Here is a 25,022-nt window from a genome sequence, read left to right on the forward strand (position 1 = left end):
CAAACTCAACAGATCCGGGGCAATTGATCGCCGACCAGCATGTCCACGATGCGCTCGCCGCCAAAGCGCGTTTCCATCACGACACGGCCGGGCCGCTCCGCCACCACGGTGCCGATGGCGACGGCCCCCTGCCCCAGTGGATGCACACGCCATGCCGAAAGTGCAGCTGCCGCTTCCTCGGCAGGGACCACCGCGATCAGCTTGCCCTCGTTGGCAAGATAGAGCGGGTCGAGGCCGAGAATCTCGCAAAAGCCGTTCACTTCGAGGCGGATCGGCAGATCCACTTCGCGTATCCGCACGCCCACCGCGCTCGCGTCTGCCAGTTCGTTCAGCACCGCCGCAGCGCCGCCGCGCGTGGCATCCCGCATCATTCGAACCCCCGGCGCCGCCGTGACGAGAACGTCGACGAGATCATGCAACGGGGCGCAATCGCTCTCGATCGTGGTCTCCAAAGCCAGATCCCCGCGGGCGTTTAAAATCGCCGCCCCGTGATCGCCAAGCAGGCCATTCACCAGCACCACATCGCCGGGCCGCGCGCGGTCGATGCCCACATGGAGGCCGGCCCGCACCACGCCGATGCCGGTGGTGGTGATGAACAGCTTGTCGCACGCTCCGCGCGAGACCACCTTCGTATCTCCGGTCACGATGGACACGCCGGCCGCTGCCGCCGTGCGCGCCATGGAGGCGACGACCGCGCGCAGGGTCTCGACTGGCAACCCTTCTTCGATGATCACCGCGCAAGACAGAGCCACCGGCCGCGCTCCGCCGACGGCCAGATCGTTCACCGTACCGCAGACGGCAAGGGTGCCAATGTCGCCGCCTGGGAAGAACAGGGGATCGACGACGAAGGAATCGGTCGTGAAAGCCAGACGGTCGCCCAGCGCGGCCAGCGCCGTCAGGTCGAACCGCGCCTGATCCTCCGGGGCGGGGTGCCCTGCCCCCGCGAAGGTTTCCAGAAACACATCCTCAATGAGGTCGCGCATGGCTGTGCCACCGCCGCCATGGGCCAGCGTCACGGTGGCCTGCGTCACGCGGCGGGGCCGGCGCACGGGCCGGTCAAAAGGAATGTTCATGCCGCCCCCTTCATGCCGCCATATTGATAATACGCAGCGCATGCGCCTTCGGAGGAAACCATCAGTGCGCCGAGCGGCATTTCGGGCGTGCAACTGGTGCCGAACACCGGGCAGGCCCAGGGCTTCACGGCGCCGGTGAGCACCTCGCCGCAGCGGCAGGCCGCGGGATCGGCGACCTTCACATCCGGCACGGCGAAGCGCCGTTCGGCATCGAACCGGGCATAGGGTTCACGCAGCCGTACCCCCGATTCGGCAATGGAGCCGAGCCCGCGCCATTCGAATGTGGGGCGGGTTTCATACACCTGCGCCACTGCGGCAAGCGCAGCGGGGTTGCCGCCTTCCGGCACCACCCGCGCATATTGATTTTCGATCTGCGCCTCGCCGGCCGCGAGCTGCCGCAGCACCATCAGCAAGGATTGCAGCAGGTCGATCGGCTCGAACCCTGCCACAACCAGCGGGCGATGGAACTCCTCTGCGATGAACCGGTAGGGGGCCGTGCCAATCACCATGGAGACGTGGCCCGGCCCGATGAAGCCGTCGATGCCGAAGTCCGGCTGCTCCAGCAAGGCGCGCAGCGTCGGGATGATGGTGATGTGATTGCAGAACAGGGAGAAATTCGCGATGTCCTCGCGGGCAGCGCGCAGCACGGTGAGCGCGGTTGAAGGCATGGTGGTTTCAAACCCAAGGCCGAAGAAGACCACCTCGCAGTTGGGATTGCGCCGCGCCAGCTCCAGCGCATCGAGCGGCGAATAGACCATGCGCACATCGGCGCCATCCGCCTTGGCCTGGAGCAGGCTCTTGCGTGAGCCCGGGACGCGCATGGCATCTCCGAAGGTGGCGAAGATCACCTCCGGCCGCTCTGCGATGGCGACGCAGTCATCCACCCGCCCCATGGGAAGCACGCAGACCGGGCATCCCGGGCCGTGCACGAATTCGATGATGTCGGGGAGCAGCCCTTCCAGCCCGTAGCGGAAGATGGCGTGGGTGTGCCCGCCGCAAACTTCCATGACGGCCACCGGATTGGTGCGCCCCCGCTCCAGGCGGGCCGCGAGCACGCCGATTTCCCGGATCAGTCCGGTCGCGAGGGCCGGATCGCGGAATTCATTGACGAAACGCATGATCGCCGCCCCTACCCTGCCCGCACAAGCGGCTCGACGCTGCCGATGCGCATCGCGTCCATCTCCGCGTCCATCTCGCCGATTTCAGCGAGCACCTTCAGCGTGGCTGCTGCCTCCGCCTCATCGATCCGGCTCATGGCGAAGCCCACGTGCACCAGCACCCACACGCCGACCAGCGCGTCCAGCGGCGCACCCGGCTCGGCCACGCACACGACATCGACGCTGCGGCGGACGCCGGAGACATCCACGATCGCCAGCATCGCGTCCGCGTCGGTGATGGCGACGATCCGACCGGGAATCCCGAGGCACATGGGTTCGTCTCCTTAATGGCGCGCGAAGGTGCGACCGCGGGCGATACCGTAGCGGTCGATCTTGGCCCGCAGGCCGACGCGGGACAGGCCGAGTTCCTCGGCCGCCCGGCTCTTGTTCCAGCGACAGCGCACGAGCGTTTCCATGAGGATGGATGCCTCGATGCGCTCGATGCGGTCCTTCAGCAGCCCGCCGTCGGGCAGACCCCCGTCGGGCAAGGCGATTTGCTGGGACGCGCCCTCCGGCGCGGCGGCAGCGCGCACCACATGGGGCGAGAGCAGATCGGCGCCCAGCTGGGACCCGGTGGAGAGCACCAGCATGCGCAGCACCTCATTTTGCATTTCGCGCACATTGCCGGGCCAATCGTAAGCCTCCATGCAGGCGAGCGCCTCATCGGTGAAGCCCTTCACCACCTTGCCGTGGAGATTGCACAAGCCATCCAGAATGGTGGTCGCAAGCACCCGCAGATCGTCGCGTCGGGCGCGCAGGGCCGGCATCATCAGCACCATGGCGGACAGACGGTAAAAGAGATCCTCGCGGAACCGTCCTCCCGCGACCTCCTGCGTGAGGTCGCGGTGGGTGGCGGACAGCACGCGCACGTTGACGCGCTTGGCCTCGTTGGAGCCGACGGGCCGGATCTCGCCCTCCTGGAGGAAACGCAGAAGCTTGACCTGAAATGCGGGAGAAACGTCGCCGATCTCATCCAGTAGCACCGTGCCGCCATCCGCCTCATCCAGCAGACCGATGCGGGTGGTATGGGCGCCGGTGAAGGCGCCTTTCTTGTGCCCGAACAGCTCGGACTCCAGCAATTCGTCGGGAATGGCTCCGCAATTGACGGCGAAGAACGGGCGCTCCGAACGCAGGCTGGAATAATGGATTGCCCGCGCGAGCAGTTCCTTGCCGGTGCCCGTCTCTCCCTGGATCAGCACCGGCACATCGAACACCGCCACCTGGGCCGCGCGCCGGCAGGTCTCGTTCAACGGGCTTTCGGGACTGCGGATCAGGGTATCGAAATGGAAATTCCGCGCCACGCGCTCGTGCTGGGCGGCAAGGCGGGCCTGCGCCACCGGCGCGGCGAGCTTCAGTTCCAGCGAGAGGCGATGATGGTCGCGTTGCAGGGCGAACAGATGGGCGGCATTGCGCGCCACCAGCAGCAATTGGTCCGGATGCCAGGGCTTGGTGATGTATTGGTAGATTCCGGCGCCGTTGATCGCGCCGATCATGTCTTCCGGCTCGGTATAGCCGGTGACGATCACGCGCACGATTTCCGGCCAGCGCTCGCGCACTTCGGTCAAAAAGGCGACGCCCGACACGTCCGGCATGCGCTGATCGCAGAACACCGCCTGGACCCACTCGCTTTCCAGGATGCGCCGCGCCTCCGCCGCGCCGAGGGCGGTGAAGACCTCGAACTCCTCGCCGAGCACGCGCGCCATCACCTCCACCGAACGGGGCTCGTCGTCCACCAGGAGAAGGGCGGGGCGGGTGCTCATCCCCCTACTCCGCCGCCGTATGGACGACGCCGCGCAGCGCCTGTGCCCGCTGTTCGGCGACCCGCGCCAGATCTTCCAGCCGCGCGCGGCGCGCGCCCTCAAGCCAAGCCAGCCATTCCGTAAATCCGGCGCCCGAGCGCGAGGAAAGGGTGATCACGCGCGCCGTGGGATTGATGCGCGCGACATTTCCGGCAATCGCGTCGAAATCCACGTCCAGATGCGGCAACAGGTCGGCCTTGGTGAGCAGGACCAGATCGGCCCCCTGGAAGATATCCGGGTATTTCAGCGGCTTGTCTTCGCCCTCCGTCACGGAGAGGAGGGTGATGCGCTTGTCCTCACCGAGATCGAAGGCCGCCGGGCAGACCAGGTTACCGACATTTTCGATGAACAATATCCCACCGGCCGGAAGCGGTAGCCGGTCCAGCGCATGGCCCACCATGTGCGCGTCCAGGTGGCAGCCCTTGCCGGTGTTGATCTGGACCGCGGGAAAGCCGACCGCGCGGATCCGCGCGGCATCGTTCGCGGTCTGCTGGTCGCCCTCGATGACGGCTGCGGGAACGCGGCCGCAAAGGGCTTTCAGGGTCTCGACCAGCAGCGTCGTCTTGCCAGCACCCGGACCTGCGAGCAGGTTCAGGGCGAACACCCCATCCGCTGCGAGCCGGACGCGGTTTTGCGCCGCGAACCCGTCGTTCTTGGCCAGGATATTGTGCTCGATCTCCACCATGCGGCGCGCGTCGAGACCGGGCGCATGGCTGTGTTGCGGCTGCGCGGCAGCATCGTGGTGCTGGTGGTCATGGGAATGGGAATGCCCATGCGCATGCGCATGCTCATGATGGTGCGCCCCGGAGTGGGCATCCGCATCGTGAGTATGGGTATGGGTCCCCTGCCCCGTCTGCGCCGCATCGGGACCGGATAGGGTGACGGCATCGGATCCACAACCGCAGGCGACGCACATCACACGACCTCCAGGTCTTTGATTTTCATCTCGGTGCCGCCATTGGGCACCAGGCGCTCCCCCCCGCAGGCAGGGCACGGGTCGAGGCGCGTGGCGAGCGGCACCGTCGTTCCGCACGTGAAGCACCAGGCGGTGCCGCTGTCCTCGAGCATCACCAGCTCCGCGCCTTCCGCGAGCGAACCGCGCATGACAACGTCGAAGCCAAAGCGCAATGCCTCGGGCTCGACGCCGGCGAACGCCCCGATCGCCAGCCGCACCCGCGTCACGCGAGAGAAGTTCTGGACCCGCGCCGCGTCCTCAATGGCGGCACGCAGGCTTTCGCATAACGCCATCTCGTGCATGTCATGCCTCCGTTGAAAAGTGGAGGGTGAGCGGAACACAGGGATTGACCGCGCATTCGGCAATCCGTGCCAGCATCTGCGCCTCGCGCCGCGCCGGCAAGGCCGCGAGCACGCGCGCGAACAGGCCGCCCGGCGTCAGATTCCAGGCGCTGGGCGTGCGGACGCGATAGGAGGCGACGAGGCCATCCCTCACCTTCGCCTGGTGGACGAGGATGCCCCGCGCCGCTTGCGCGTACCCGACCCCTGCCCCGGCTTGCCCATGAAGCCGCGTGTCGCGGCCGCTCTCCGTCATCCAGAGCAGATCCACGATGCGCGCGAGCAGGCGCACGAACAGGCTCGCGCCTTCCTCCTGGAGCAGCGCACGGATCACGGGTGCGGTGCGCACACGTTCAAGCACTGTGGCCTCGCACCGGGGTGAAGGCACGTCTTCCATCAGGTCCAGGTCGAGTGCCGCGACGTTGAGAGGTGGAAGCGCGGCCCGCCCCCATGCCGGATCCAGGCGGTCGCGCACCTCGCTCAGCAATCGTGCGGCGGGTGTCGGCGCGCGGGCCAGCCAAGAGTCCAGATCGGCCAGGGAGAATTCGGGCAGATTGTCTTCGCCGCACACATGCCGGACCAATTCCTTCGGCGTCCCGCGTGCAAGCAAAGCAAGGCCTGCCCTATCGGGCATGGTGCCGAGCAGGCTTGGCCAAAGTTGAAACAGCGCTATGCCGTGGTCGCGCACGGTCTCAGCCCGAATCTCGACTGCGTTTTCCGTACCGGGCAGGCCAAGCGCATGGCTTGCGGCCGCGCGATGGGCGGCCCCGCAGAGATTGAACACGCGCGGCAACAGCTCCAGCGCATCTTCCACGCGCCGGCCGACCAGCAGCGGCTCCGGATCGAGCATCGGCGCGCTGGTGAAGTGCCAGCCTGCCGCGACCCCGGGCCGCGCGATGGTCAATGCCACGCTCATGCCGGCTCCGATGCCGCGCGGGCGCCGGCGGCGCCGAAAATCAGTTCGCGACGTGTGGGCTGGGGCGAAAGCACCGGCCGCTGTTCCGCCGCATCGGGCGACACGGCGTCATCGCGTGAAGCCGCTGCCTCCGCAGCCTCCTGCGCCGCCAATTCCTCGGTGCGTCGGCGGCGAATTTCGGCCGTCGGAGCGCCTTCTTCGCGATGAGCGGGATCAAGCAAAGCGATCAAGGCCGCGGTCGCAGTTTCCGTCGCCTGAAGCATCGAGGTGAAGTCGAACATGGGCGAAAACAGCGAACAAGCCTTGTAGGGGCCGGTTTCCGGGCGGTTCGCGCTGAGAAATTCATACCAGCCCGAGGGAAAGGCGATCAGTTCCTTGGTTCCGGTGGCGAGGCGCGTCCAATCCTCGTCAGGGCCGGGAAGCAGGACAAGATTCATGAACCAGGGGGTGATCAGCATGCCGAACACCCGCCCCTCATAGGCGCGGAAACCCACGGCCTTTACCGAGAGCGTCTCATTGACGATGGGCACGCCCCGCATCTGGCCTGCGTGAATCTCGCGGAACGCAGCTTCCAGGCGCAGCGGCACCGTGCGGACGATCTCCTCCAGGCGCGGATCAACCGCCGGCGCGGGCGCGGCGGCGATCCCCTCCCCCTGGTCGAGCACCATGAATTGTTCGCGGTCGCCATCGCACACCGGGCAGCGCCAGTGGTCCGGCAAGTCCACGAAAGGAGTACCGGCGGGCACTTGCCACGTCTCACACCCCTCGGCGGGGTCGTAGACGTGCCAGCACACCTTGCACTCCAGGCGGGTCTTGGGGTCGAGCCCGCCGTTCGCGCCGCGAAATGAGCCTTCAAACCGCATGATCGGTCCTCATCGCATGGCCCCGAGCACTTCGGTCAGCCGTTCGGCGGAATCGGCGATGTCTTCCGGCGCGGCGCAGGCGACCTCTGGCAGATCGGTGATTTCAAGCGTGTCCAGGATGAGCATGTCGGTGGAATTGTAATAGCGCACACGCCAGACATCACGCCGCGCCGCCGCGTCGATGCGGCAATTGCCATAGCCGCGCGAGAGGATGGTAAGGCCGCCGACCCCGACCGCCGCGTCGATCAGCGCGAGATCCTCGTGCGTGTGCGGCAGAAGGGAGAAATTGATGACATGGGCCGGCGTTCCCGGCGCGCGCCCTTCGGTGCGGTGGGCGATCTCGGCAATGATCGGCGGCGCGTTGACGACACCGGAGCGCGGCCGGGCGGTGTCCGCCAGATCAATCTCCCAATGCGAGGGAAAGGCACGCAGAAGAGCGCCGCGCGGAAACGCGCCAACCTCGATCCGGTCCACCCCCTCCGTGCCGCGCACCCGCCACACCCCGGCGAAGGTCGCTTCCTGGATTTCCAGGGGCGCACCGCCGCCGCTGACGCGCACGGCGACTTCGCCCTCGCCCAGCGCCTCATCGATCAGCCGCCGGTTCGCCGCGTCGAAGCCGTTCAGCGAGACACTGGCATGGTCGCCCGGCTTCCAGCCTTCCAGCGCGCGCTGCACCTCTTCCAGGGCGGCGAAGGCCGCAGCGTAGCGGGCCTTGTCCTCGACCTCGGGGAGATGGGATTCATATACGCGCATCCCCGATGGCATCGGCAGATAGGCGAGGCCGTCCGCGCCTTCCGTCTGGCTGCCGGGACCAAAGCCGATGGGCGGATGCGTGGCGATGGGAAGCGATGCCATTCCGGGATCCTCAATGAGTCACGCAGGTCTCGGCGAGCACCGTGCCGAGCCGGGTGAGGTATTCGTCCCAGTCGCGCATGCGCGCTATCGACCCAATTGGATCTCCGTCGCGCAGGACCACGATTGCCGGAAGGGCAAGAGCAAGGGCGTCGCGCAGGGCGAGTTCGATCGCAGGCCCAGCCACCGCGCCCGTCAAAGGCTGGCGCCCACTATCCAGGGCCCGAACCAGTTCGGGGAGCACCGCCGCGATATCGGGCGTTTCCATGTGCGTTTTTCCGTGGGCTGGCAGAAACAGCAGCCGGTCGCGCGGATCGGCGCCGAGGTCCTCGGGCGTTTCCACATAAGCGTAGCCGTGGGCGGTGATGAGCCGCTGGACCAGGGGATGGAGCGCCGCCGCGGCGGGCGGGATGTTGGATGCGATCTCGGCCATCAGGCTTCCTTTCGGCCGGCGGCAAGGGCGGCGGCCAGATGAGGCGGCAATTGCGGTTCACGATCGAGATCCGCGAACGCCGCATTAAGGACAGAGGCCGGACCGTTGCCGGTGATGACGGCGGATAGGGCGGCGAGCGCATCGGCGATCAAGCGCGCCTCGTGCCCATCCACGACGCGCCGGGCCGCGCCCAGAAACACGAGGACGTGGTCGCCGATCCCAGCTTCTGGCACCAGAGACAGGTCGATCCGCTCTACCTTGCCGTCGCTTTCGCATTGGGCGAAATCGCCGAAGCGCTCGACAACGCGCATGGGGATACCGACACACATCTCAGGCGCCTTCGCTTCTGAGGGCCAGTACGCGCGCATCACCGATGCGACACGCCTCCGCCGCGCTGGGGCGACCGGATTCATAGGCTTGCCGGGCGATCGCCGGAGCCAGAACGGCTTCGTCTGCGAGCGTGCGGGGCGCGAGCGTGACGCCGAACGCATCCTTCAACAAGGCGACGACGTGCGCGGCTGCGGGCGCCACCTGCGCCGCCACCATGTCGGTCAGGCCGCCGCCATAATCATCGAGCGTATGGGGCTGCACCCCCACCAGGCGCAAGACGCGGGGCGCGCAGCCGCGCAACTGAAGCAGAGCGAGCACTTCCTGAAACCCGGTTTGATGCAGGCTCACCTTGCGCGCGCCGAGCACGGCGGGAACCTCGTCGTCGCTCAGAAAATGCAGCGTGCCGGGCGGTAGGCCGTAATCGACCGCATCGACGATCACGACGATGTCGGCCTCTTCCAGGTGCGGGAGCAGATAGAGGCCCTGGGTACCACCATCCAGTAGGGTCACGCCGTCGGGCATGACGAAGTCGCGATCGATGGCCTCCACGACCCGCACGCCAAACCCTTCATCCGCCCACAGGATGTTGCCAATTCCGAGCACGAGGATGCGATCGTCGGCCATGCGACGCCTTTCTCCCTGGGGATTCTCCCGATGCGGTCTGCCGCCGCGGCTTTTTCGAATTGGACCAATACAAGACCCGTGCCAGCGCTTTTTCGGCCCGCAAAACCAGCCCTGCCAAGGCCTCGCGCACGAGCTTAGCCCGAGACCGAACGACCGTCTGGCTGAAAACCTTCCAGATCTCTGGATTTTTGTAAGGAAACTTTCCAAAACAAAAAAGCGCGGCAAAAGCCGCGCCTTTCTGACCTGTCGTCGGTCGCCGCTATTCCGGGTCGTCGTCCCGAAACGTCCGGTAGCCGTTGGTGATGGCCGACACCATGCTCTGACGGGACATGATGTCTTCCCGGATCACCGAATAGACGTGAATGATGATGAACAGGATGAACACCCACATGCCGATATGGTGGAAGGTGTGCACGTTCATGCTGCCCCCCAGGGCGGGGATGATCCAGCCGAACAGCCGATCCTGCCAGCTGCCGAGGCCCTCGCCTTCCGAATAGAGGGCGAACCCTGTTCCGATCATGAACAGCCCGCCCACCACCATCACCCAGAACATGAACACCTGCGCGAGGGGATTGTGGCCGACAAACTTCAGGGGGCGCGGCTTCAGGAAGGCGTACCACTTCACCTCGATAAAAAGCCCCCGCCAGAAGGCCTTCCTCCAGAACGGGAAGGTGAAGAGCTCGCGCGAATATTGGTTGCCCACCAGAGCCCACAAAGCCCGGCCAATGAAGCCGATAGCGAAGATATAGGCGGCCGCGAAGTGCACGAACCGGATCGTTCCCATCATGTAATGGGCACTGGCCTCCCCCGATAAGGTGGGGAGCGGCGAGCCGATGAGATAGCCGGTGACACAAAGCACCAGGATCGAGAGAGCGTTGACCCAGTGCCAGAGTCGCACCGGCGCCTCATAGACATAGACGGTGGTCAGCTTCCGCCAGCCGTTGGCCGATGGTGCGGGAGCCGCAGCCGGCGCAGCGCCGGCCGCTCCGGAACCGGCCCCGAGGGAGGTGTCGGTCATTGCTCCCTCCCCTCAGCGCACGGTGACGCGGGCGAGTTCCTCGCCGCCCGGCGCCAGCACATGGGTGGAGCAGGCCAAGCACGGGTCGAACGAATGGAGCGTCCGCAGGATCTCTACGGGCTCATCCGGCCGTTCCATAGGCGTGTTCAGAAGCGAGGCTTCGAATGCGCCGATATTGCCCTTGGGATCGCGCGGGCCGCCGTTCCAGGTGGTCGGGACGACGCACTGGTAGTTCTCGATCCGGCCGTCCTTGATCTTGATCCAGTGTCCAAGACCGCCGCGGGGTGCGGCGACCGTGCCGACGCCCTTGGCTTCCTTCGGCCAGGTGGCGGGGTCCCATTTCTCCACATTGGCAGTGGTGCTGTCGCCGGCCTTGATGTTAGCGATCAGATTGTCGAAGTCGGTCAGCATCATCTCGGCGCAATAATGCGCCTCAAGGGCGCGCGCCAACGTGCGGCCAATGGTGGTGGGAAGTGCCTGCTTCGGCGTCAGGTTGGTGCCGGCCAGCGTGTTGAAGCGGCCGAGCGCCTCGTCCACCTGCCCCTTTACATAATCCACCCCATGGGCATAGGCGAGGGTGTAGCGGGCGAGCGGGCCCACCTCGCACGCATTGCCCTTCCAGCGCGGTGCCTTGATCCAGGAATATTTCGCCGCTTCGTCCACGGCCTCGATATTGGTCTTGGTGCCCTTGGCGGCAGGGCCAAGCTGGTAGTTGGGTTCGGTCACGCCGTCCCAGGGGTGCAGGCCCTTGTCGTTATTGCCCGCGCCGTAGGTGTACCAGGAATGGGTGACGAACTCCTGCACCTGCTCGGGGTCGCGCGGGTCGATGGGGTGAATCTCATTCCAATTGCCATTCAGGATCACGCCGCCCGGCAGGCGGTCCGTGGATTTCTTGCCCTGGATGGCTTCGTAATCGCCATAATCCATCACGTTGGTGGCCGAGAGCCCGCCACCATAGAGCCAGCCCTTGTAGTAGCTTGCGATGGCGATCACGTCCGGCACATAGACGTTCTTTGAAAATTCGTAGGCTTCCTGAAGCTTCAGCTTCACGAAGTTCAACCGCTCCATGTTCAGAGGCGCGCCGGCCGACATGTCACCTTCCATGTTGATGGCGCAGGGCACGCCACCCACCATGTAGTTCGGATGCGGGTTCTTGCCGCCGAAGATGGTGTGGACCTTGACGATCTCGCGCTGGAAATCGAGCGCCTCGAGATAATGCGTCACCGCCAGCAGGTCAGCCTCGGGCGGCAGGAGATAGGCCGGATTATCCCAATAGCCGTTCTTGAAGATGCCGAGCTGGCCGCTCTCGACGAATTTCTTCAGCCGGTTCTGCACGTCGCGGAAATAGCCGGGCGAGGATTTGGAATGGTCGGAAATCGCTTGCTGAAGCGCCGACGTCGCCTTGGGGTCCGCCTTCAGGGCGTTGACGGGGTTCACCCAGTCGAGCGCGTGCAGATGATAGAAGTGCACGACGTGGTCGTGCCATTGCAGCACCTTCGCCATAATCTCGCGGATCAGGAAGGCGTTGTTGGGGATCTTGATCTGCAACGCATCTTCCACGGCACGCACCGAGGTGAGCGCGTGGCAGCCCGTGCAGACACCACAGATGCGCTCCACGAACGCCCAGGCGTCGCGCGGATCGCGGCCCTTGAGGATCACCTCAAGCCCGCGCCACATGGTGCCGGTGGAGACCGCATTGCGGATCACATTGTTGGCGTCCACGTTCACTTCGCAGCGCATATGGCCTTCAATGCGCGTGACCGGATCGACGACGATGCGGCGCCCGGCGGTGTCCAGGCTGAAGCCGTTGGGGGTCTGGATGGTCACTTGGCGTCTCCCTTATGCTGGGCGCGCTTCAGGGCGCTGACCGCTGCGTGCACCGCCACGGCGCCGCCCACGACGCCCGCAGCCGCGAGCCCGATCTGATCTGCATTGGCTTCCACACCGAAGCCCTTGCCATTGATGTCCGCGAGGCGCGCGTACCAGGAGCCCTTGTCCCAGAAGCCGTCCTCGGAGCAGCCGATGCAGCCGTGTCCGGCTTGGATCGGGAAGGAGACGCCGTCGTTCCAGCGCACGGTCGAACAGGCGTTGTAGGTGGTCGGGCCCTTGCAGCCCATCTTGTAGAGGCAATAGCCCTTGCGGGCGCCCTCATCGTCGAACTTCTCGACATATTGGCCGGCGTCGAAATGCGGGCGCCGGTAGCATTTGTCGTGAATGCGCTGGGAATAGAACATCTTGGGCCGGCCCTGGCGGTCCAGTTCCGGGATGCGATCGAAGGTGAGCATGTAGGTGATGACGCCGGTCATCACCTCGGCGATGGGCGGGCAGCCCGGCACCTTGATGATGGGCTTGTCGAAGATCACCTCGTGCACCGGCGTGGCGCGGGTGGGGTTCGGCCGCGCCGCCTGCACGCAACCGTAGGAGGCGCATGAGCCCCAGGAGATGATGGCCTTCGCGTCCTTGGCCACCTTCTTCAACTGGTCCACGAACGGCTTGCCGCCGATGATGCAATACATGCCGTCTTCATTGAGCGGCGGATTGCCCTCCACGGCGAGGATGTAATTGCCTTTGTATTTGGTCATCACCTCGTCGAGGATGGCTTCCGCCTGGTGGCCGGCCGACGCCATGAGCGTGTCGTCATAGTCCAGCGAGATCATGGAGAGCACCACATCCTTCACCAGGGGATGGGCAGAGCGGATGAAGCTCTCCGAGCAGCAGGTGCATTCCAGCCCATGCAACCACAGCACCGGAAGGCGCGGCTTGGTTTCCATGGCGTGGGCGATCTGCGGCGCGAGTTCCGGGCCGAGTCCGAGCGCGGCGGCGGTGAGCGAGCAATATTTCAAGAACGAGCGGCGGGTGATGCCCTGCCGCCGCATGACATCATAAAAGGTTTCGAGGCCGACCATGCGGCGTCCCTCCTGGTGGTGCTCTCACGCCATCGCGTCGAGGCGATGCGCTCAGGCTCCATCAGCAACCCGCGTGCCAGTTTTTATCTTTAATAATATCAAAGTGTTGGGAGAATATAGGGGCATCGGGGGCGGAAAGTGACACCTCACTTTCCAGCTGATGCGGAAAGCGCGTGACCGGTTTTCAAGTTCGCCAGTTCCAGGTCCGCCAGAAGGCGCGCTGCCGCCACCGCCGCCTGGCCGAAAGCGAGCCCGCCGTCATTGGCCGGAACTTCGGCGGGCAACATCACCGCGTAGCCGGCCGAGGCGAGGCGTTCTGTGATGGCTTCCAGCAGGAGGCCATTCTGGAACACCCCGCCCGACAGGGCCACGTGGCGCAGTCCTTCGGCACGGGCGACGTGCGCCGCCGCATCCGCGAAGGCGATCGCGACGCCGGCGTGGAAATTTGCGGCGCAGGTCTCGATGCCGACCTTGGCTGCGCGATCCGCCAGCGCGGCGCGCCAGAGCGGGGCGGGGTCGAGCTCAAGCAGGTCGCCTTTATTCGACATGGAGAAGGGATAGGGCGCCGGCGCCTCCCGCCCTTCGGCATGAGCTTCCAGCGCCATGGCGGCCTCGCCCTCGAAGCTGAGGCGATCCGGTGCCAGACCCAGCAGTGCGGCCATGGCATCGAACAGGCGCCCCGCTGAACTCGCCAACGGTGCGTTGACCTGCTTCGCGATCATCGCCCGCACGGTGGCGATGGGCTTGCCCGCAAATAGCTCGGCCAGAACGGCCTCGGCCGTCAGCGCCGCGTCGAGGTGGGCGAGTAGGACGCGCCACGGCTCTCGGCTCGCCGCGTCGCCACCCGCAAGCGGGATTGGTCGCAGCCGGCCGTGCCTTCGGAACGTGAGATAATCGCACACGAGAATCTCGGCCCCCCATGCGGTGCCGTCGGTCCCGAGCCCGAGCCCGTCCAGGGCGATGCCGACGACCGGGCCGGCGTCGCGGCGCCAGCTGTTTTCCGCCATGACGGCCGCGATGTGGGCATGGTGGTGCTGTACGCCGATCATGCGCAAGCCGCGTTTCTCGGCATATTGGCTCCCAAACCGGGTGGCGCGATAATCGGGATGGAGATCCACGGCGACAGCCGTAGCGACGTGGGAGAAGACGCCTTCATAATCAGCCATCGCGCTGGCGAACTCATCCTCCACCGTCGGCGCGTCAAGCTCTCCGAAGTGGTGGGTCAGCAGCGCTTTGCGCCCGTGGGTGAGGCAGGCCGCACTTTTCAGATCCCCACCCATGGCGAGCACCGGCGGCGCGCCCGCGAAATCTTCCGGAAGATCGAGCGGACGCGGAGCCTGCCCGCGTCCGCGTCGCATCACGCGGGCGCGCCCACCCACGACGCGGACGACGGGGTCCTCCAGGCGGCGGGCGATCGGCCGGTCGTGGCCGAGAATGCCGTCCACGATGCCGGCAAGCATCGGCGCGGCATTCGCGTCCCGAAACACCTGCGGCGCGTTGGCGCGATTGGCGCTGGTCATCACCAGCGGCCGCCCGACCCGCTGGAGCAGCAGATGGTGCAAGGGCGTATAGACCAGCATGATGCCGACCCGCCCGGGTCCCGGCGCCACCCCTGGCGCAAGCCGACCGTCGTCCCGCCGTCGCATGAGCACGATGGGTGCGGCCGGGTCCAAGAGCGCCGCCGCATCGCCGGGAGCGAGATGGCAGAGCGCCGAGGCGGCCTCAAGATCCGCGACCATCACCGCCAGCGGTTTTGACGGCCGATGCTTGCGCAGCCGCAATTCGTTCACCGCCATACAGTCCGTGGCGTCGCAGGCGATATGGAAGCCGCCGATCCCTTTGACGGCGATGATGCCGCCGGCCTTTAAGGCAGTCACGGCCTGGGTCAGGGCATCGTCATCAGCCTCTGCCGGATCGGGCACAGGCCCCAAGGAGGTCCAGCTCAGGCGCGGCCCGCAGGCGGAGCAGGCGATGGGCTGGGCGTGAAAGCGCCGGTCTTCCGGATTTTCATATTCTGCGCGGCAGGCAGGGCACAGGGGAAAGCCCTGCATGGTGGTGCGGGCGCGGTCGTAGGGCAGACCCCGGACGATGGAAAATCGCGGCCCGCAGTCCGTGCAGTTTGTAAAAGCATATTGGAAGCGGCGTGCGCCTGGATCTGCGATTTCCGCCCGACAAGCAGGACAAGTGGCGATATCCGGCACGATGCCGACCGAAACAGCCCCTGCCCCGCTCTCGGCAATGCGGAACACCCGGCTAACGGGCGGGGGCGCGGGATGCGAGGAGATCGCCTCAACCCGGGACAGGACGGGCGCCTCATCGCGCAGCGCCGAAACCAATGTGGCCAGGGCTTCCACCGAGCCCCCCGCATGGATGAAGACCGCATCGCCCCGGTTGCCGACTTCGCCCGAAAGCCCAAGGCGCCGTGCGAGGCGCCACACGAAGGGTCGAAATCCAACACCCTGCACGATGCCGCGCACGATGATCTCGGCCCCTTTAATTTCGGACATCGCCGCCTCAGTGCACCGTGCAGACCATGCAGGGGTCGAACGACCGCACGATGTGCTGCACACTCAGTGGCGTGCTTTCGTCGGGCCGGACGACGGCCCCGACCAGCGCGGCTTCAAGCGGGCCGGGCATCCCGGCGGCATCGCGCGGCGAGAAGTTCCAGGTGGTCGGGGCGATGATCTGGTACCGCGAGATCTTGCCGCCCTCCACTTCCACCCAATGGCCGAGCGCGCCGCGCGCCGCTTCCGTCAGTCCTGCGAAACGGCCCCGGTCCGGCATCTGCCCCTGGGCACACCAGGAGCCCTCCGGCTCCAGCGCCCGCACCCAGGTTTCCATCGCCATGAGGGTACGGGCGCTTTCCACCAGCCGCGCGATGACGCGGGAAAAAACGGTGCCTCCGCCCGATGCCACGAGATCGCGGATGAGGGGCTGGCCGTCGATGACCTGACGCGCCAGAGCGCCGGTTTCGAACGGCAGGCCGTTCAGGCGCGGCGCCTTGCACCATGTGTATCCGGTCTCGTCCGCAGCGTCGGGCACGGTCGAGCCTTGGAACGGATGGTGGGCGTGCGTGCGCTCCTCCATGCGGGAGAAGGTGTGATCCTCTGCGATATCCGCCGGATCGAAGCCACCCGCCTGCCCGGCGACATGGACGCCGGCGGGATAGAGCGTACCTTCCTGTGCGGGATAGGCCCCATACGAGAGAAACCGATCATAGGCGCGGCCTTGATGCGCTAGTTCCAGATCGGCTGCGATTTCCAGGAACAAGCGGAAATCCCCTTCCGGGCCCCTGGCACGCCACGCGTACAGCTCGGCGCGTTCAGTGAGCGCCGCCACCTGCTCCAGCTTCGTGCCGAAGAGCTGATCTTCCAGCACCGCGCGCACCGCGCCCAGCGTCGCCAGAAGGCGGACCTTATCGCGGGATTCCGCGCGCTTGGTCACGCCCCCCGGCTGGATTGCCAAGGTGTGCGGCCAACGGCCGGCGAGCAGGCCGAGGACATGGAGCAAGGTTGCCCGCGCTTCCAGCAGGCGCCGCGCGCTGGTGCCGCGCCCGGCCTTGAAGCGGGCTTCCGCCTTCGCGAACCAGGGGCGCCCCGCATAGGCCGCGCGGGCGAAATCCGGCATGAAGAAGAGATGGAAATGGGTGAGATGGTCGGCCACATTCTCGGTCGCGACGATGAGATTGGTGGCGATTTGCCCGTTTCTGGTCGGGACCAGCCCCTGCAAGCCTGCGAGTGCAAGCGCGGCGGCCTGGGACTGGGAGACCGAGCAAATTCCGCAGATGCGCGGCGCGATCACCAGCGCATCCATCGGGTCCCGCCCTTCCAGAATACGCTCGAAGCCTCGAAACAGCGGCGAAGACACATGGGCCTGGGCCACTGCGCCATTGGCGATGTCCAGCCGCACCTCGAGATCGCCTTCCACGCGATTGAACGGCCCGACAATGAGCCGCGTGACGCCTTCGCCCGCTGAACCTTGTGCTTCGCTCATCGCCGCTTGATGTCCCGCACCGTGGGCGGCACCACCAGATGATCGCTCACCGCATTGCGCCGCAGCCGCTCCGGCGTCGCCGCTTTCGCCAGCGAGGACAAGGCGATGAACCAGGCCTTCGGCATGTCGGTGGGCAGGCCGACGGGAATGCCGGCGACCTTCGGGGTTTCCAGGAAGGCGTGGCCCGGCTCTTCGAATTCGGGGGCCGTGCAATTTATGCAGGCATAGCCGCCACGGGTGCACGAGCCCTCCCCGTTCCAAGAGCGAGTGTTGCAATCCGCATGGGCCTGGGTGCCGAGGCAGCCCAGATGCTCCATCATGCAGCCGAGGTCGGAGAGCTTCTCCGCGCTCGCCTTGAACTCGTAATATTCGTTGCGCGGGCAGCCGTGGTGCACGAGATGGTCGGCATAGAAGCGCGGCCGGCGATAGGCATCGAGATCCTGCGCGCCGAGCAGCCCCGCGGCGAGCAGCATCAAGGTCTCGGTCACCCAATTGGGGTGTGTGGGGCATCCGGCAACATTGATGACCGGCAGGCCGGAGCGGGAGCGAAATGCGGCGCCCAGCGCGCCGCCCTCGCGCCGCCCGTCATATTGCAGGCCGCATGCGTCGGTGGGATTGGAGCCGGCAGCCGTCACACCGCCATAAGCGGCGCAGGTACCCACGGCAACCACATGCTCGGCAAGGCCGGCCATCTCGCGCACCCATTCGATTGTGGGGCGCCCGGTGCCGGCCAGCACATGGAAACGCCCCGTTCCGTTCGGGCCGCGTAAAAGGGAACCTTCGACACATAGAGCATCGAGACGCACCGCACCGGTCCGTATCTGTTCGAATACGGCCAGCGCTTCCCCTCCCGTCTCCTCAGAAAGGCTCGGATGCCAGAGGAGGTGGATTCCGGCACTGTCGAGGGTGGTGATGAGATCAGGCCCCTCGGCGCAGAGCAGCGACATGGTGCAGCCGCCGCAGCCACCAGATTGCAGCCAGAGGATGTTGAATCGCCCGCTCACGACGGGCTGCCCGACAGCGCCGCGGGCAAGGTCACGCGCATCAGAGCGCCGCCCTCCGGGTGATTGCTCGCTTCAAGCACACCCTCGTGCTCCTGCACGATGCGATAGCTGATGGAAAGGCCGAGGCCCGTGCCCTTGCCCACCGCCTTCGTCGTAAAGAAGGGATCGAAGATCCGCGTCGCGATCTCCGCCGGGATACCGGGGCCGCTGTCCTGCACGGTTATGACCACCCGGTCGCCGCGTTGCTCACCGGCGATTTTGAGCCGGCGGTCGGAGGCGCCTTCCATAGCGTCCATCGCATTTTGAATGAGGTTCATCATCATCTGGTGCAATTGGCCGGGATGGCCGATCACGTCGAGCGGCCCTACCAGCTGAAACGTGGTGTCGACCGGCGGATTTTTCGCTTTCGCCACCCATTCCAGCGAGGAGCGCACCAGAGCCGCCATGTCGACCGGTTCGGATGCCTGCCTTCGATCGGAGGAAAAGCGCCGCAGATCGGCGACAATGTCGCGAACCCGTTCCGCCCCCTCCAGCATGCCCGCGATGGTTGGGGCCATCTCCGCCAAGGTGCGGTCGATCTTCAACCGCGCTCGCAGGTCATCCGGCACCGGGCCAGAGCCGTGAAGCGCGTCCACATAGCTCACGAGCCGCTCGCCATAGAGTTTCAAAGCGTGGGCATTGCCGTAAACGAAGGAGATGGGATTGTTCAATTCGTGCGCGACGCCGGCAACCAGCCGCCCGAGCGAAGCCATTTTTTCCGCATGCACCAATTGCTGCTGCGCCTGCTTCAGCCGCTCGTGGGCAGCGGCGAGGTCCCTATAGGCTTGACGCAATTCTCCGATCGGCCGGCCCATCAGAACAATGCCGACCGCGCGGCCACGAGAATCGAACCGGATCGCGCCATTCACCGAAACCGGAAGGGGTCCGTCCGGTGTGGAGAAAGCAAAATCGCGATCCACAATGCGCTGGCGCTTTGCGACGATAGCCAGCACGTCGGCAAAGCCGGTCGGCGTCTCCGGCGCCAACAAATCGGACAGGCGGAGCTCCAGCAAGTCCGACCCCGCTCGGCCGAGCAACCGTTCGGCGGCGACATTCACCTGTTCGATCCGGCCGGTCAGGTCGCAGGCGATCAGGGCGTCGGTCATTGAGGCCATCACGCCGGCGATGAAGGCCTGGGCTTCTTCCAGCGCGGCGTTCTTGTTCTCCAGCTCCACCTGCTGGGTCACCAGCTCGGCATAGGTCTCATCCATCTTGCGGATGACGGCGATCCAGGCCTGCTCGGCATCGGCGCTGAGAGCAGCGGCCGCATCGATTCCCAGCCCGCCAGAGGCGGGGTCGAGCGCGCGGCCTTTGCTACCGGATCCGGGCATGGAAGTGGAGACCAGGGTTCACGAATGAACGGACATGCTAAGCCCGCCGCGCCCCGGATCACAACAGAGGATCCGCGAGGCGCCTTCACCACCCGTGCGGGTCAGGTTTCATTCACAAATTAACAGATGAAACACAGCCACTTAGACTCGATGGCTTATCTTACGCGGCAGGTGAGGGCTCTCAGGCCTGAAACGTCATGCCGTCGAAAGCGGGGATGACGCTTGCGGGCAGAATGGCGGCCAAGCGCCCGTAATCCAGGTCGGTATGCAGGTTGGTGAGAATGGCGCGCCGGGGCTTCAACCGCTCGATATGGGCGAGCGCCTCGCTCAGGCTGAAATGGGATGGATGCGGAGCTTCACGCAACGCATCAAGAATCCAGATATCCAGATCCTCCAGATATTTCAATGAATTATCTGGAAATGCGCTGACATCGCTTGAATAAGCGACACCCTCGAAACGAAAGCCGAATGAGTCGATCTCGCCATGATGCTGGCGAAACGGTAGTGCGACAATGGGTCCGCCCGGGCCATCGATCTGCACGGCCCGGCCCTCATGAAACCGGTGCTCGGTCAGGATCGGGGGATAGACGCCTCCCGGCGGGGTGCTGAAGCAATAGCCGAAGCGTTCGTGCAGTGCGGCCGAGGTTTCGGCATCGGTGTAGACATCAATGCGCCGGCGCAAGTGGATCGCCAGCGGGCGCACATCGTCGATCCCATGGGTGTGGTCAGCATGGGCGTGGGTGAAGAGCACGCCATCGAGCCGGTCCACCTGCGCATCCAGCAATTGCTCCCGCAGATCGGGCGATGTGTCCACGAGCACCGTCGTGACGCCGTCCGGCCCCTGCCGCTGAACAAGCAGGGAGCAACGCCGCCGCCGATTGCGGGGATTGGTTGGATCGCACGCGCCCCAGCCCTGGCCCACGCGCGGAACGCCGCCCGAGGAACCGCAACCGAGTATGGTGAAGGTCAAGCCCATGGGAAGCTTCCGCACGCTGTCACCCTGGAGCCTTACCGCCGCCGGCGCGGATCACCAAGGCTCTCGCGGGCAGTGTGCCCGATTCTCCCCAGGCTCTGTGAACCGGATCAGGACCTTCCGCGGCGACGCAACCAACGCAGCCTTGCTGCGTTGAGCAGGCATGGGTCGGCCCGCTGGCCGGACGCACCAACGCGGGGCAAGGACATGGATATGCTGGTATCGGCAGCGGCTCCTCAGGTGATGAAGGCGTCGCGGGTCCGGGAGGGGAATCCGTTTCCCTTGGGCGCGACCTGGGATGGACTTGGCGTAAATTTCGCTCTGTTTTCCGCCAATGCCACCAAGGTGGAGCTCTGCCTCTTCGATCCCGAGGGCGAGCGCGAGGTGGAGCGCATCGAGCTTCCCGAATATACCGACGAAGTGTGGCACGGCTATCTGCCGGATGCCCGTCCCGGTCTGGTTTATGCCTATCGCGTCCACGGCCCCTATGAGCCCCAGGCGGGCCATCGCTTCAACGCCAACAAGCTGTTGCTGGATCCCTATGGCAAACAGATGGTGGGGGAGCTGACCTGGAATCCCGCCTTGTTCGGTTATCAGCTCGAGAGCAAGGACAAGAACAAGGACCTCACTTTCGACACCCGCGATAGCGCTGCCTTCATGCCGAAATGCCGGGTGATCGATCCGGCGTTCACCTGGGGCATGACCCGCCGCCCCATGGTGCCGTGGGATCGCACCATTCTCTACGAAGCTCATGCGCGCGGCTACACCATGCGCCATCCCCAGGTGCGCGAAGACCTGCGCGGCACCTTCGCCGGCCTCATGGCGCCGGAGGTCATCGACCATTTGCGCGACCTAGGGATCACCGCCCTGGAACTGCTGCCCGTGCATGGCTTCGTGGATGACAGTTATCTGGTCGAAAAAGGCCTGCGCAATTATTGGGGATACAACACAATCTCCTTCTTTGCGCCGCACCCGCTGTATCTGGCGAGCCCCAACGTCAATGAATTCAAGGAGATGGTCGCGCGCTACCACGCGGCGGGCATCGAGATCATCCTCGATGTGGTCTACAACCACACCGCCGAGGGCAACGAGCTTGGACCGACACTGTCGTTCAAGGGCATCGATAACGCATCATATTACCGTCTTCCGGCCGACAAGCGCTTTTACATCAACGACACGGGCACCGGAAACACAGTGAACCTGTCGCATCCGCGCGTCCTGCAGATGGTGACGGACAGTCTGCGCTATTGGGCCACCGAAATGCAGGTCGACGGGTTCCGCTTCGATCTCGCCACCATTCTCGGACGTGAATCCCATGGGTTCGATGAGGGCGGCGGGTTCCTCGATTCATGCCGGCAAGACCCTGTACTCTCCCAAGTAAAGCTGATTGCCGAACCCTGGGATTGTGGCCCAGGTGGATATCAGGTCGGCGGATTCTCGCCGGGCTGGGCGGAATGGAACGACCGCTATCGCGACACCGTCAGGGCCTATTGGAAGGGTGACGACGGCCAGATCGCGGAACTTGCTACCCGTCTCACCGCCTCCGGCGATTTCTTCAACCGGCGCGGACGCAAGCCGTGGTCCTCGGTGAATTTCATTTCCGCGCACGACGGCTTTACCCTGGCGGATCTGGTCTCCTACAACGACAAGCACAATGAGGCGAATGGCGAGGACAATCGCGACGGCCATTCCCACAATCTCTCCTGGAATCATGGGGTCGAGGGCGCGACGGACGACCCGGAGATCTGCGCCCTGCGTGCGCGCCAGATGCGCAACATGCTGGCGACGCTGCTGTTCTCGCAAGGAACGCCGATGATCCTCGGCGGCGATGAGTTCGCGCGCACCCAGGGAGGCAACAACAACGCCTATTGCCAGGACAATGAGATTGGCTGGATTGATTGGGATTTTTCCCCTGCCGGCCGTGAGTTGCACGCCTTCGTGCGCAAAGTCATCGCGGTGCGCCAGTCCCATCCCCTGCTGCGCAGAAGCCGTTTCCTCAGCGGGGCCTACAACAAGGAACTCGACGTCAAGGACGTGTGCTGGCTTGCGCCCGACGGTACCGAAATGGGCGATGAGCAGTGGCAGGATGGGTTGAGCCGGTGCATGGGCGTGCTGATGGACGGACGCGCCCAGCCCACCGGCATCCGCCGGAAGGGGACGGATACGACGCTCCTCCTCATCGTGAATGCGCACTTCGACGTGGTGAATTTCAGCCTGCCCGAGGTCGTGGGCGGCGGGGGCTGGCGTCTGATCGTCGATACCAACGCACCCTTCCCGGATCAGCAGCCGACGTTCCCGTTCGGCCATGTGTATGAAGTCACCGGCCGCTCGCTCCTGCTGCTCGAAGTCGCCTCATGAACGAGCCGGAGGGCAATGCCGCCGAACGCGCGGCCCGCCCCATCTTCCAGCAGCCGGTCATCACGCCGCGCGCCACCATTCCGCTCGGATCCGGTGCCGTCGGCACGCTGCTGGCGACGAGCGCCATCATCGCTATGCTCTATTTCGGGCGCGAGGTACTTGTCCCGGTGGCGCTCGCGATGCTCCTCAGCTTCGTGCTCGCTCCGGTCATCGTGGTGCTTCGGCGGCTGAAAATTCCCCGCACACTGTGTGTCACCGTCGTCGTCTTGTTCACCTTCTTCGGCTTGATCTCCTTGGGGGCTGTGGTGGCCAGCCAGGTTGCCGACCTGGCGGGTGACCTGCCGCAATACCAAGTGAATATCCGCGACAAGATCCGCTCGCTCCGTGGCGCGACAGAGGGCTCCGGCACCCTGGAGCGCGCGGCGCAGATGCTTCAGGATCTGGGCAATGAACTCGACCGCCCCAGTCCGGAAAGCCGGAAGGGAACCCCAAATTCGGATACGGCCGACCAACCGCCTTTGCCCGTTGAGATCAGGCAGCCGAATCCCGGCACTTTAGGGATGCTCGGGGCAGTGATGACGCCGTTGATCCATCCGCTGGCAACGACCGGTATTATCTTCATCTTTCTCATCTTCATCCTGTTGCAACGGGAGGATCTGCGCAATCGCTTCATCCGCCTGGCGGGGGCAAGCGACATTCAGCGCACCACCGCCGCGCTCGACGATGCCGCACGCAGGCTTTCTCGCTTCTTCCTGATGCAGGTGATGCTGAACGCCGGCTTCGGCACCGTGATCGGCCTTGGCCTATGGGTTATCGGCGTCCCCAGCCCGCTTCTGTGGGGCCTCATGGCCGCGGTGCTTCGCTTCGTGCCCTATATCGGCGCGGTCATCGCGGCCTTGCTGCCGATCGCGCTCGCACTCGCAGTCGATCCTGGCTGGAGCATCGTGCTCTCCACCATCGCCTTGTTCGCACTCGTAGAACCCTTGGTCGGCCATATCATCGAGCCGTTGGTCTACGGGCGGAGCACTGGCCTTTCTCCGGTGGCGGTGGTCGCCTCGGCGACGTTCTGGACCTGGCTATGGGGGCCGATCGGGCTCGTGCTCGCAACTCCGTTGACCCTCTGCGCAGTGGTTCTCGGCCGGCACGTGGACCAGCTGGAATTCCTCGATGTGATGCTTGGGGACCGGCCGCCGCTCAGCGCGCCCGAATTGTTTTACCAGCGCATGCTGGCGGGTGATCCCACCGAAGCGACCAGCAAGGCCGAGGAATTCCTCAAGGAGCGCAGCTTTCTCTCCTATCTCGACAATGTCGCCCTGCCCGGCCTGCGACTGGCACAGCAGGATCTCGCCCGTGGCACCCTCGACGATGCCCGGATCGCGCGCCTGCGCCTCAGCCTCGGGGAACTGCTGGAGAATCTGTCCGATATTCCGGACGGGATTCCCAAGGGCGAGACGGACGAAGCGGAAGCCGAGGCGGCTGTTGCGCTCAGTCCGGCGGGCGGCGCCTATCCCGTGGTCGACGCCGAAACCCTCCCGCCGCGCTGGCGTGGCGAAAGTCCCATCCTCTGCATCGCGGCCCGGTCCGGCCTCGATCTTGCGGCGGCCGATCTATTGGCCCATCTGCTAAAGCGCCACGGTTTGGCGGCGCGTGTCTGCGGTCCGGAAACACTGACGATTGCCAATTTGGCCAATCTCAGCACCTCCGGCCATATGCTGACCATTCTGTCTTCCCTGGAAAGCGAGAGCACCGCACACATGCGCTATTCCAGTCGTCGGCTGCGCCGGCGCCTGCCTGAAAGCGCGATCCTTCTTGCGGCATTTGGCGCCCACGACGACAGCGCGATGCGCTCCGCGCTCGAAAGCCAATCGGGAATCAACGCGGTGGCGACAAGCCTGGAAGATACGCTGGCGGCCTGCCTGATCGCGGCGGGCCGTGTGGAGTCTGCGGATCAAACCGAAGACCCCCGCCCCGAACCCCAAGGCCGAGCCGTTTCCATCGGCCCTCAGGCGGCAACCGCAACCGCCTAAAGCGCCGCCGCCCCGCCCCCGCGCGTCCGCTCT

Annotated in this window: 22 protein-coding genes and 1 pseudogene; 2 read left to right on the plus strand and 21 right to left on the minus strand. The window is 65.4% G+C overall.

Annotated elements, in window-relative coordinates; all coding sequences use genetic code 11:
• Positions 1-5 precede the first annotated feature (5 nt).
• From hypE to V5F68_RS09950, 21 genes and pseudogenes are all read right to left on the minus strand, one after another.
• Positions 6-1,073, minus strand: a complete 1,068-nt coding sequence (hypE, locus tag V5F68_RS09850) for a hydrogenase expression/formation protein HypE (RefSeq protein WP_394012370.1) — start codon at positions 1,071-1,073, stop codon at positions 6-8.
• On the minus strand, positions 1,070-2,191 hold the full coding sequence (hypD, locus tag V5F68_RS09855; RefSeq protein WP_394012371.1) for a hydrogenase formation protein HypD: 1,122 nt from the start codon (positions 2,189-2,191) through the stop codon (positions 1,070-1,072). The genes hypE and hypD overlap by 4 nt, the downstream gene beginning before the upstream one ends.
• An 11-nt stretch (positions 2,192-2,202) precedes the next feature.
• Positions 2,203-2,502 (minus strand): HypC/HybG/HupF family hydrogenase formation chaperone, encoded by a 300-nt coding sequence (locus tag V5F68_RS09860; protein ID WP_394012372.1) that lies wholly within the window; start codon positions 2,500-2,502, stop codon positions 2,203-2,205.
• Positions 2,503-2,514: 12 nt separating this feature from the next.
• Positions 2,515-3,990: a sigma-54-dependent transcriptional regulator gene (locus tag V5F68_RS09865; protein ID WP_394012373.1), complete on the minus strand. Its 1,476-nt coding sequence runs from the start codon at positions 3,988-3,990 to the stop codon at positions 2,515-2,517.
• Positions 3,991-3,994: 4 nt separating this feature from the next.
• Positions 3,995-4,714, minus strand: a complete 720-nt coding sequence (gene hypB / locus V5F68_RS09870; RefSeq protein ID WP_394012374.1) for a hydrogenase nickel incorporation protein HypB — start codon at positions 4,712-4,714, stop codon at positions 3,995-3,997.
• 57 nt (positions 4,715-4,771) lie between these two features.
• Positions 4,772-4,945: pseudogene (locus tag V5F68_RS09875) on the minus strand (hydrogenase nickel incorporation protein HypB); the annotation flags it as partial.
• Positions 4,945-5,286, minus strand: coding sequence for a hydrogenase maturation nickel metallochaperone HypA (hypA, locus tag V5F68_RS09880; RefSeq protein ID WP_394012376.1), 342 nt, complete (start codon positions 5,284-5,286; stop codon positions 4,945-4,947). The gene hypA and the pseudogene V5F68_RS09875, both read right to left, overlap by 1 nt.
• A 1-nt stretch (position 5,287) precedes the next feature.
• A complete protein-coding gene (locus V5F68_RS09885) occupies positions 5,288-6,238 on the minus strand; it encodes a nickel-dependent hydrogenase large subunit (protein ID WP_394012377.1) in 951 nt (316 codons plus the stop codon).
• On the minus strand, positions 6,235-7,101 hold the full coding sequence (locus V5F68_RS09890; RefSeq protein ID WP_394012378.1) for a [NiFe]-hydrogenase assembly chaperone HybE: 867 nt from the start codon (positions 7,099-7,101) through the stop codon (positions 6,235-6,237). Before V5F68_RS09890 ends, V5F68_RS09885 begins: the two co-directional genes overlap by 4 nt.
• 9 nt (positions 7,102-7,110) lie before the next feature.
• The gene (locus tag V5F68_RS09895; RefSeq protein ID WP_394012379.1) at positions 7,111-7,956 is read right to left on the minus strand and encodes a hydrogenase expression/formation protein; all 846 of its coding nucleotides are present in this window, start codon (positions 7,954-7,956) and stop codon (positions 7,111-7,113) included.
• A gap of 10 nt (positions 7,957-7,966) precedes the next feature.
• Positions 7,967-8,386: a thioredoxin domain-containing protein gene (locus V5F68_RS09900; protein ID WP_394012380.1), complete on the minus strand. Its 420-nt coding sequence runs from the start codon at positions 8,384-8,386 to the stop codon at positions 7,967-7,969.
• Positions 8,386-8,715, minus strand: coding sequence for a HypC/HybG/HupF family hydrogenase formation chaperone (locus V5F68_RS09905; RefSeq protein ID WP_394012381.1), 330 nt, complete (start codon positions 8,713-8,715; stop codon positions 8,386-8,388). Before V5F68_RS09905 ends, V5F68_RS09900 begins: the two co-directional genes overlap by 1 nt.
• Before the next feature lies 1 nt (position 8,716).
• Entirely contained in the window at positions 8,717-9,340 is a 624-nt protein-coding gene (locus V5F68_RS09910; protein ID WP_394012382.1) for a HyaD/HybD family hydrogenase maturation endopeptidase, read from the minus strand.
• A 259-nt stretch (positions 9,341-9,599) separates the two neighbouring features.
• Complete coding sequence (gene cybH, locus V5F68_RS09915) at positions 9,600-10,358, minus strand: Ni/Fe-hydrogenase, b-type cytochrome subunit (RefSeq protein WP_394012383.1); 759 nt, start codon at positions 10,356-10,358, stop codon at positions 9,600-9,602.
• 12 nt (positions 10,359-10,370) lie between these two features.
• Positions 10,371-12,185 (minus strand): nickel-dependent hydrogenase large subunit, encoded by a 1,815-nt coding sequence (locus V5F68_RS09920; RefSeq protein ID WP_394012384.1) that lies wholly within the window; start codon positions 12,183-12,185, stop codon positions 10,371-10,373.
• On the minus strand, positions 12,182-13,264 hold the full coding sequence (locus tag V5F68_RS09925; RefSeq protein ID WP_394012385.1) for a hydrogenase small subunit: 1,083 nt from the start codon (positions 13,262-13,264) through the stop codon (positions 12,182-12,184). The genes V5F68_RS09920 and V5F68_RS09925 overlap by 4 nt, the downstream gene beginning before the upstream one ends.
• Before the next feature lie 146 nt (positions 13,265-13,410).
• Positions 13,411-15,771 carry a carbamoyltransferase HypF gene (gene hypF, locus V5F68_RS09930; RefSeq protein ID WP_394012386.1) on the minus strand — a complete coding sequence of 787 codons (2,361 nt, stop codon included), beginning with the start codon at positions 15,769-15,771 and terminating at the stop codon, positions 13,411-13,413.
• A gap of 7 nt (positions 15,772-15,778) precedes the next feature.
• The gene (locus tag V5F68_RS09935) at positions 15,779-17,257 is read right to left on the minus strand and encodes a nickel-dependent hydrogenase large subunit (RefSeq protein ID WP_394012387.1); all 1,479 of its coding nucleotides are present in this window, start codon (positions 17,255-17,257) and stop codon (positions 15,779-15,781) included.
• The gene (locus V5F68_RS09940; RefSeq protein WP_509274709.1) at positions 17,254-18,204 is read right to left on the minus strand and encodes an NADH-quinone oxidoreductase subunit B family protein; all 951 of its coding nucleotides are present in this window, start codon (positions 18,202-18,204) and stop codon (positions 17,254-17,256) included. The genes V5F68_RS09935 and V5F68_RS09940 overlap by 4 nt, the downstream gene beginning before the upstream one ends.
• 53 nt (positions 18,205-18,257) lie before the next feature.
• A complete protein-coding gene (locus V5F68_RS09945) occupies positions 18,258-19,631 on the minus strand; it encodes a sensor histidine kinase (protein ID WP_394012389.1) in 1,374 nt (457 codons plus the stop codon).
• 181 nt (positions 19,632-19,812) lie between these two features.
• On the minus strand, positions 19,813-20,607 hold the full coding sequence (locus V5F68_RS09950; RefSeq protein WP_394012390.1) for an MBL fold metallo-hydrolase: 795 nt from the start codon (positions 20,605-20,607) through the stop codon (positions 19,813-19,815).
• A gap of 204 nt (positions 20,608-20,811) precedes the next feature.
• Between V5F68_RS09950 and glgX the strand changes: the two genes are divergently transcribed.
• Both glgX and V5F68_RS09960 read left to right on the plus strand, forming a co-directional pair.
• The gene (glgX, locus tag V5F68_RS09955) at positions 20,812-22,962 is read left to right on the plus strand and encodes a glycogen debranching protein GlgX (protein WP_394012391.1); all 2,151 of its coding nucleotides are present in this window, start codon (positions 20,812-20,814) and stop codon (positions 22,960-22,962) included.
• Positions 22,959-24,989, plus strand: a complete 2,031-nt coding sequence (locus V5F68_RS09960) for an AI-2E family transporter (protein WP_394012392.1) — start codon at positions 22,959-22,961, stop codon at positions 24,987-24,989. The genes glgX and V5F68_RS09960 overlap by 4 nt, the downstream gene beginning before the upstream one ends.
• Positions 24,990-25,022 lie beyond the last annotated feature (33 nt).

The organism is Roseixanthobacter pseudopolyaromaticivorans (assembly GCF_043195145.2).
Lineage (GTDB): Bacteria > Pseudomonadota > Alphaproteobacteria > Rhizobiales > Xanthobacteraceae > NCEH01.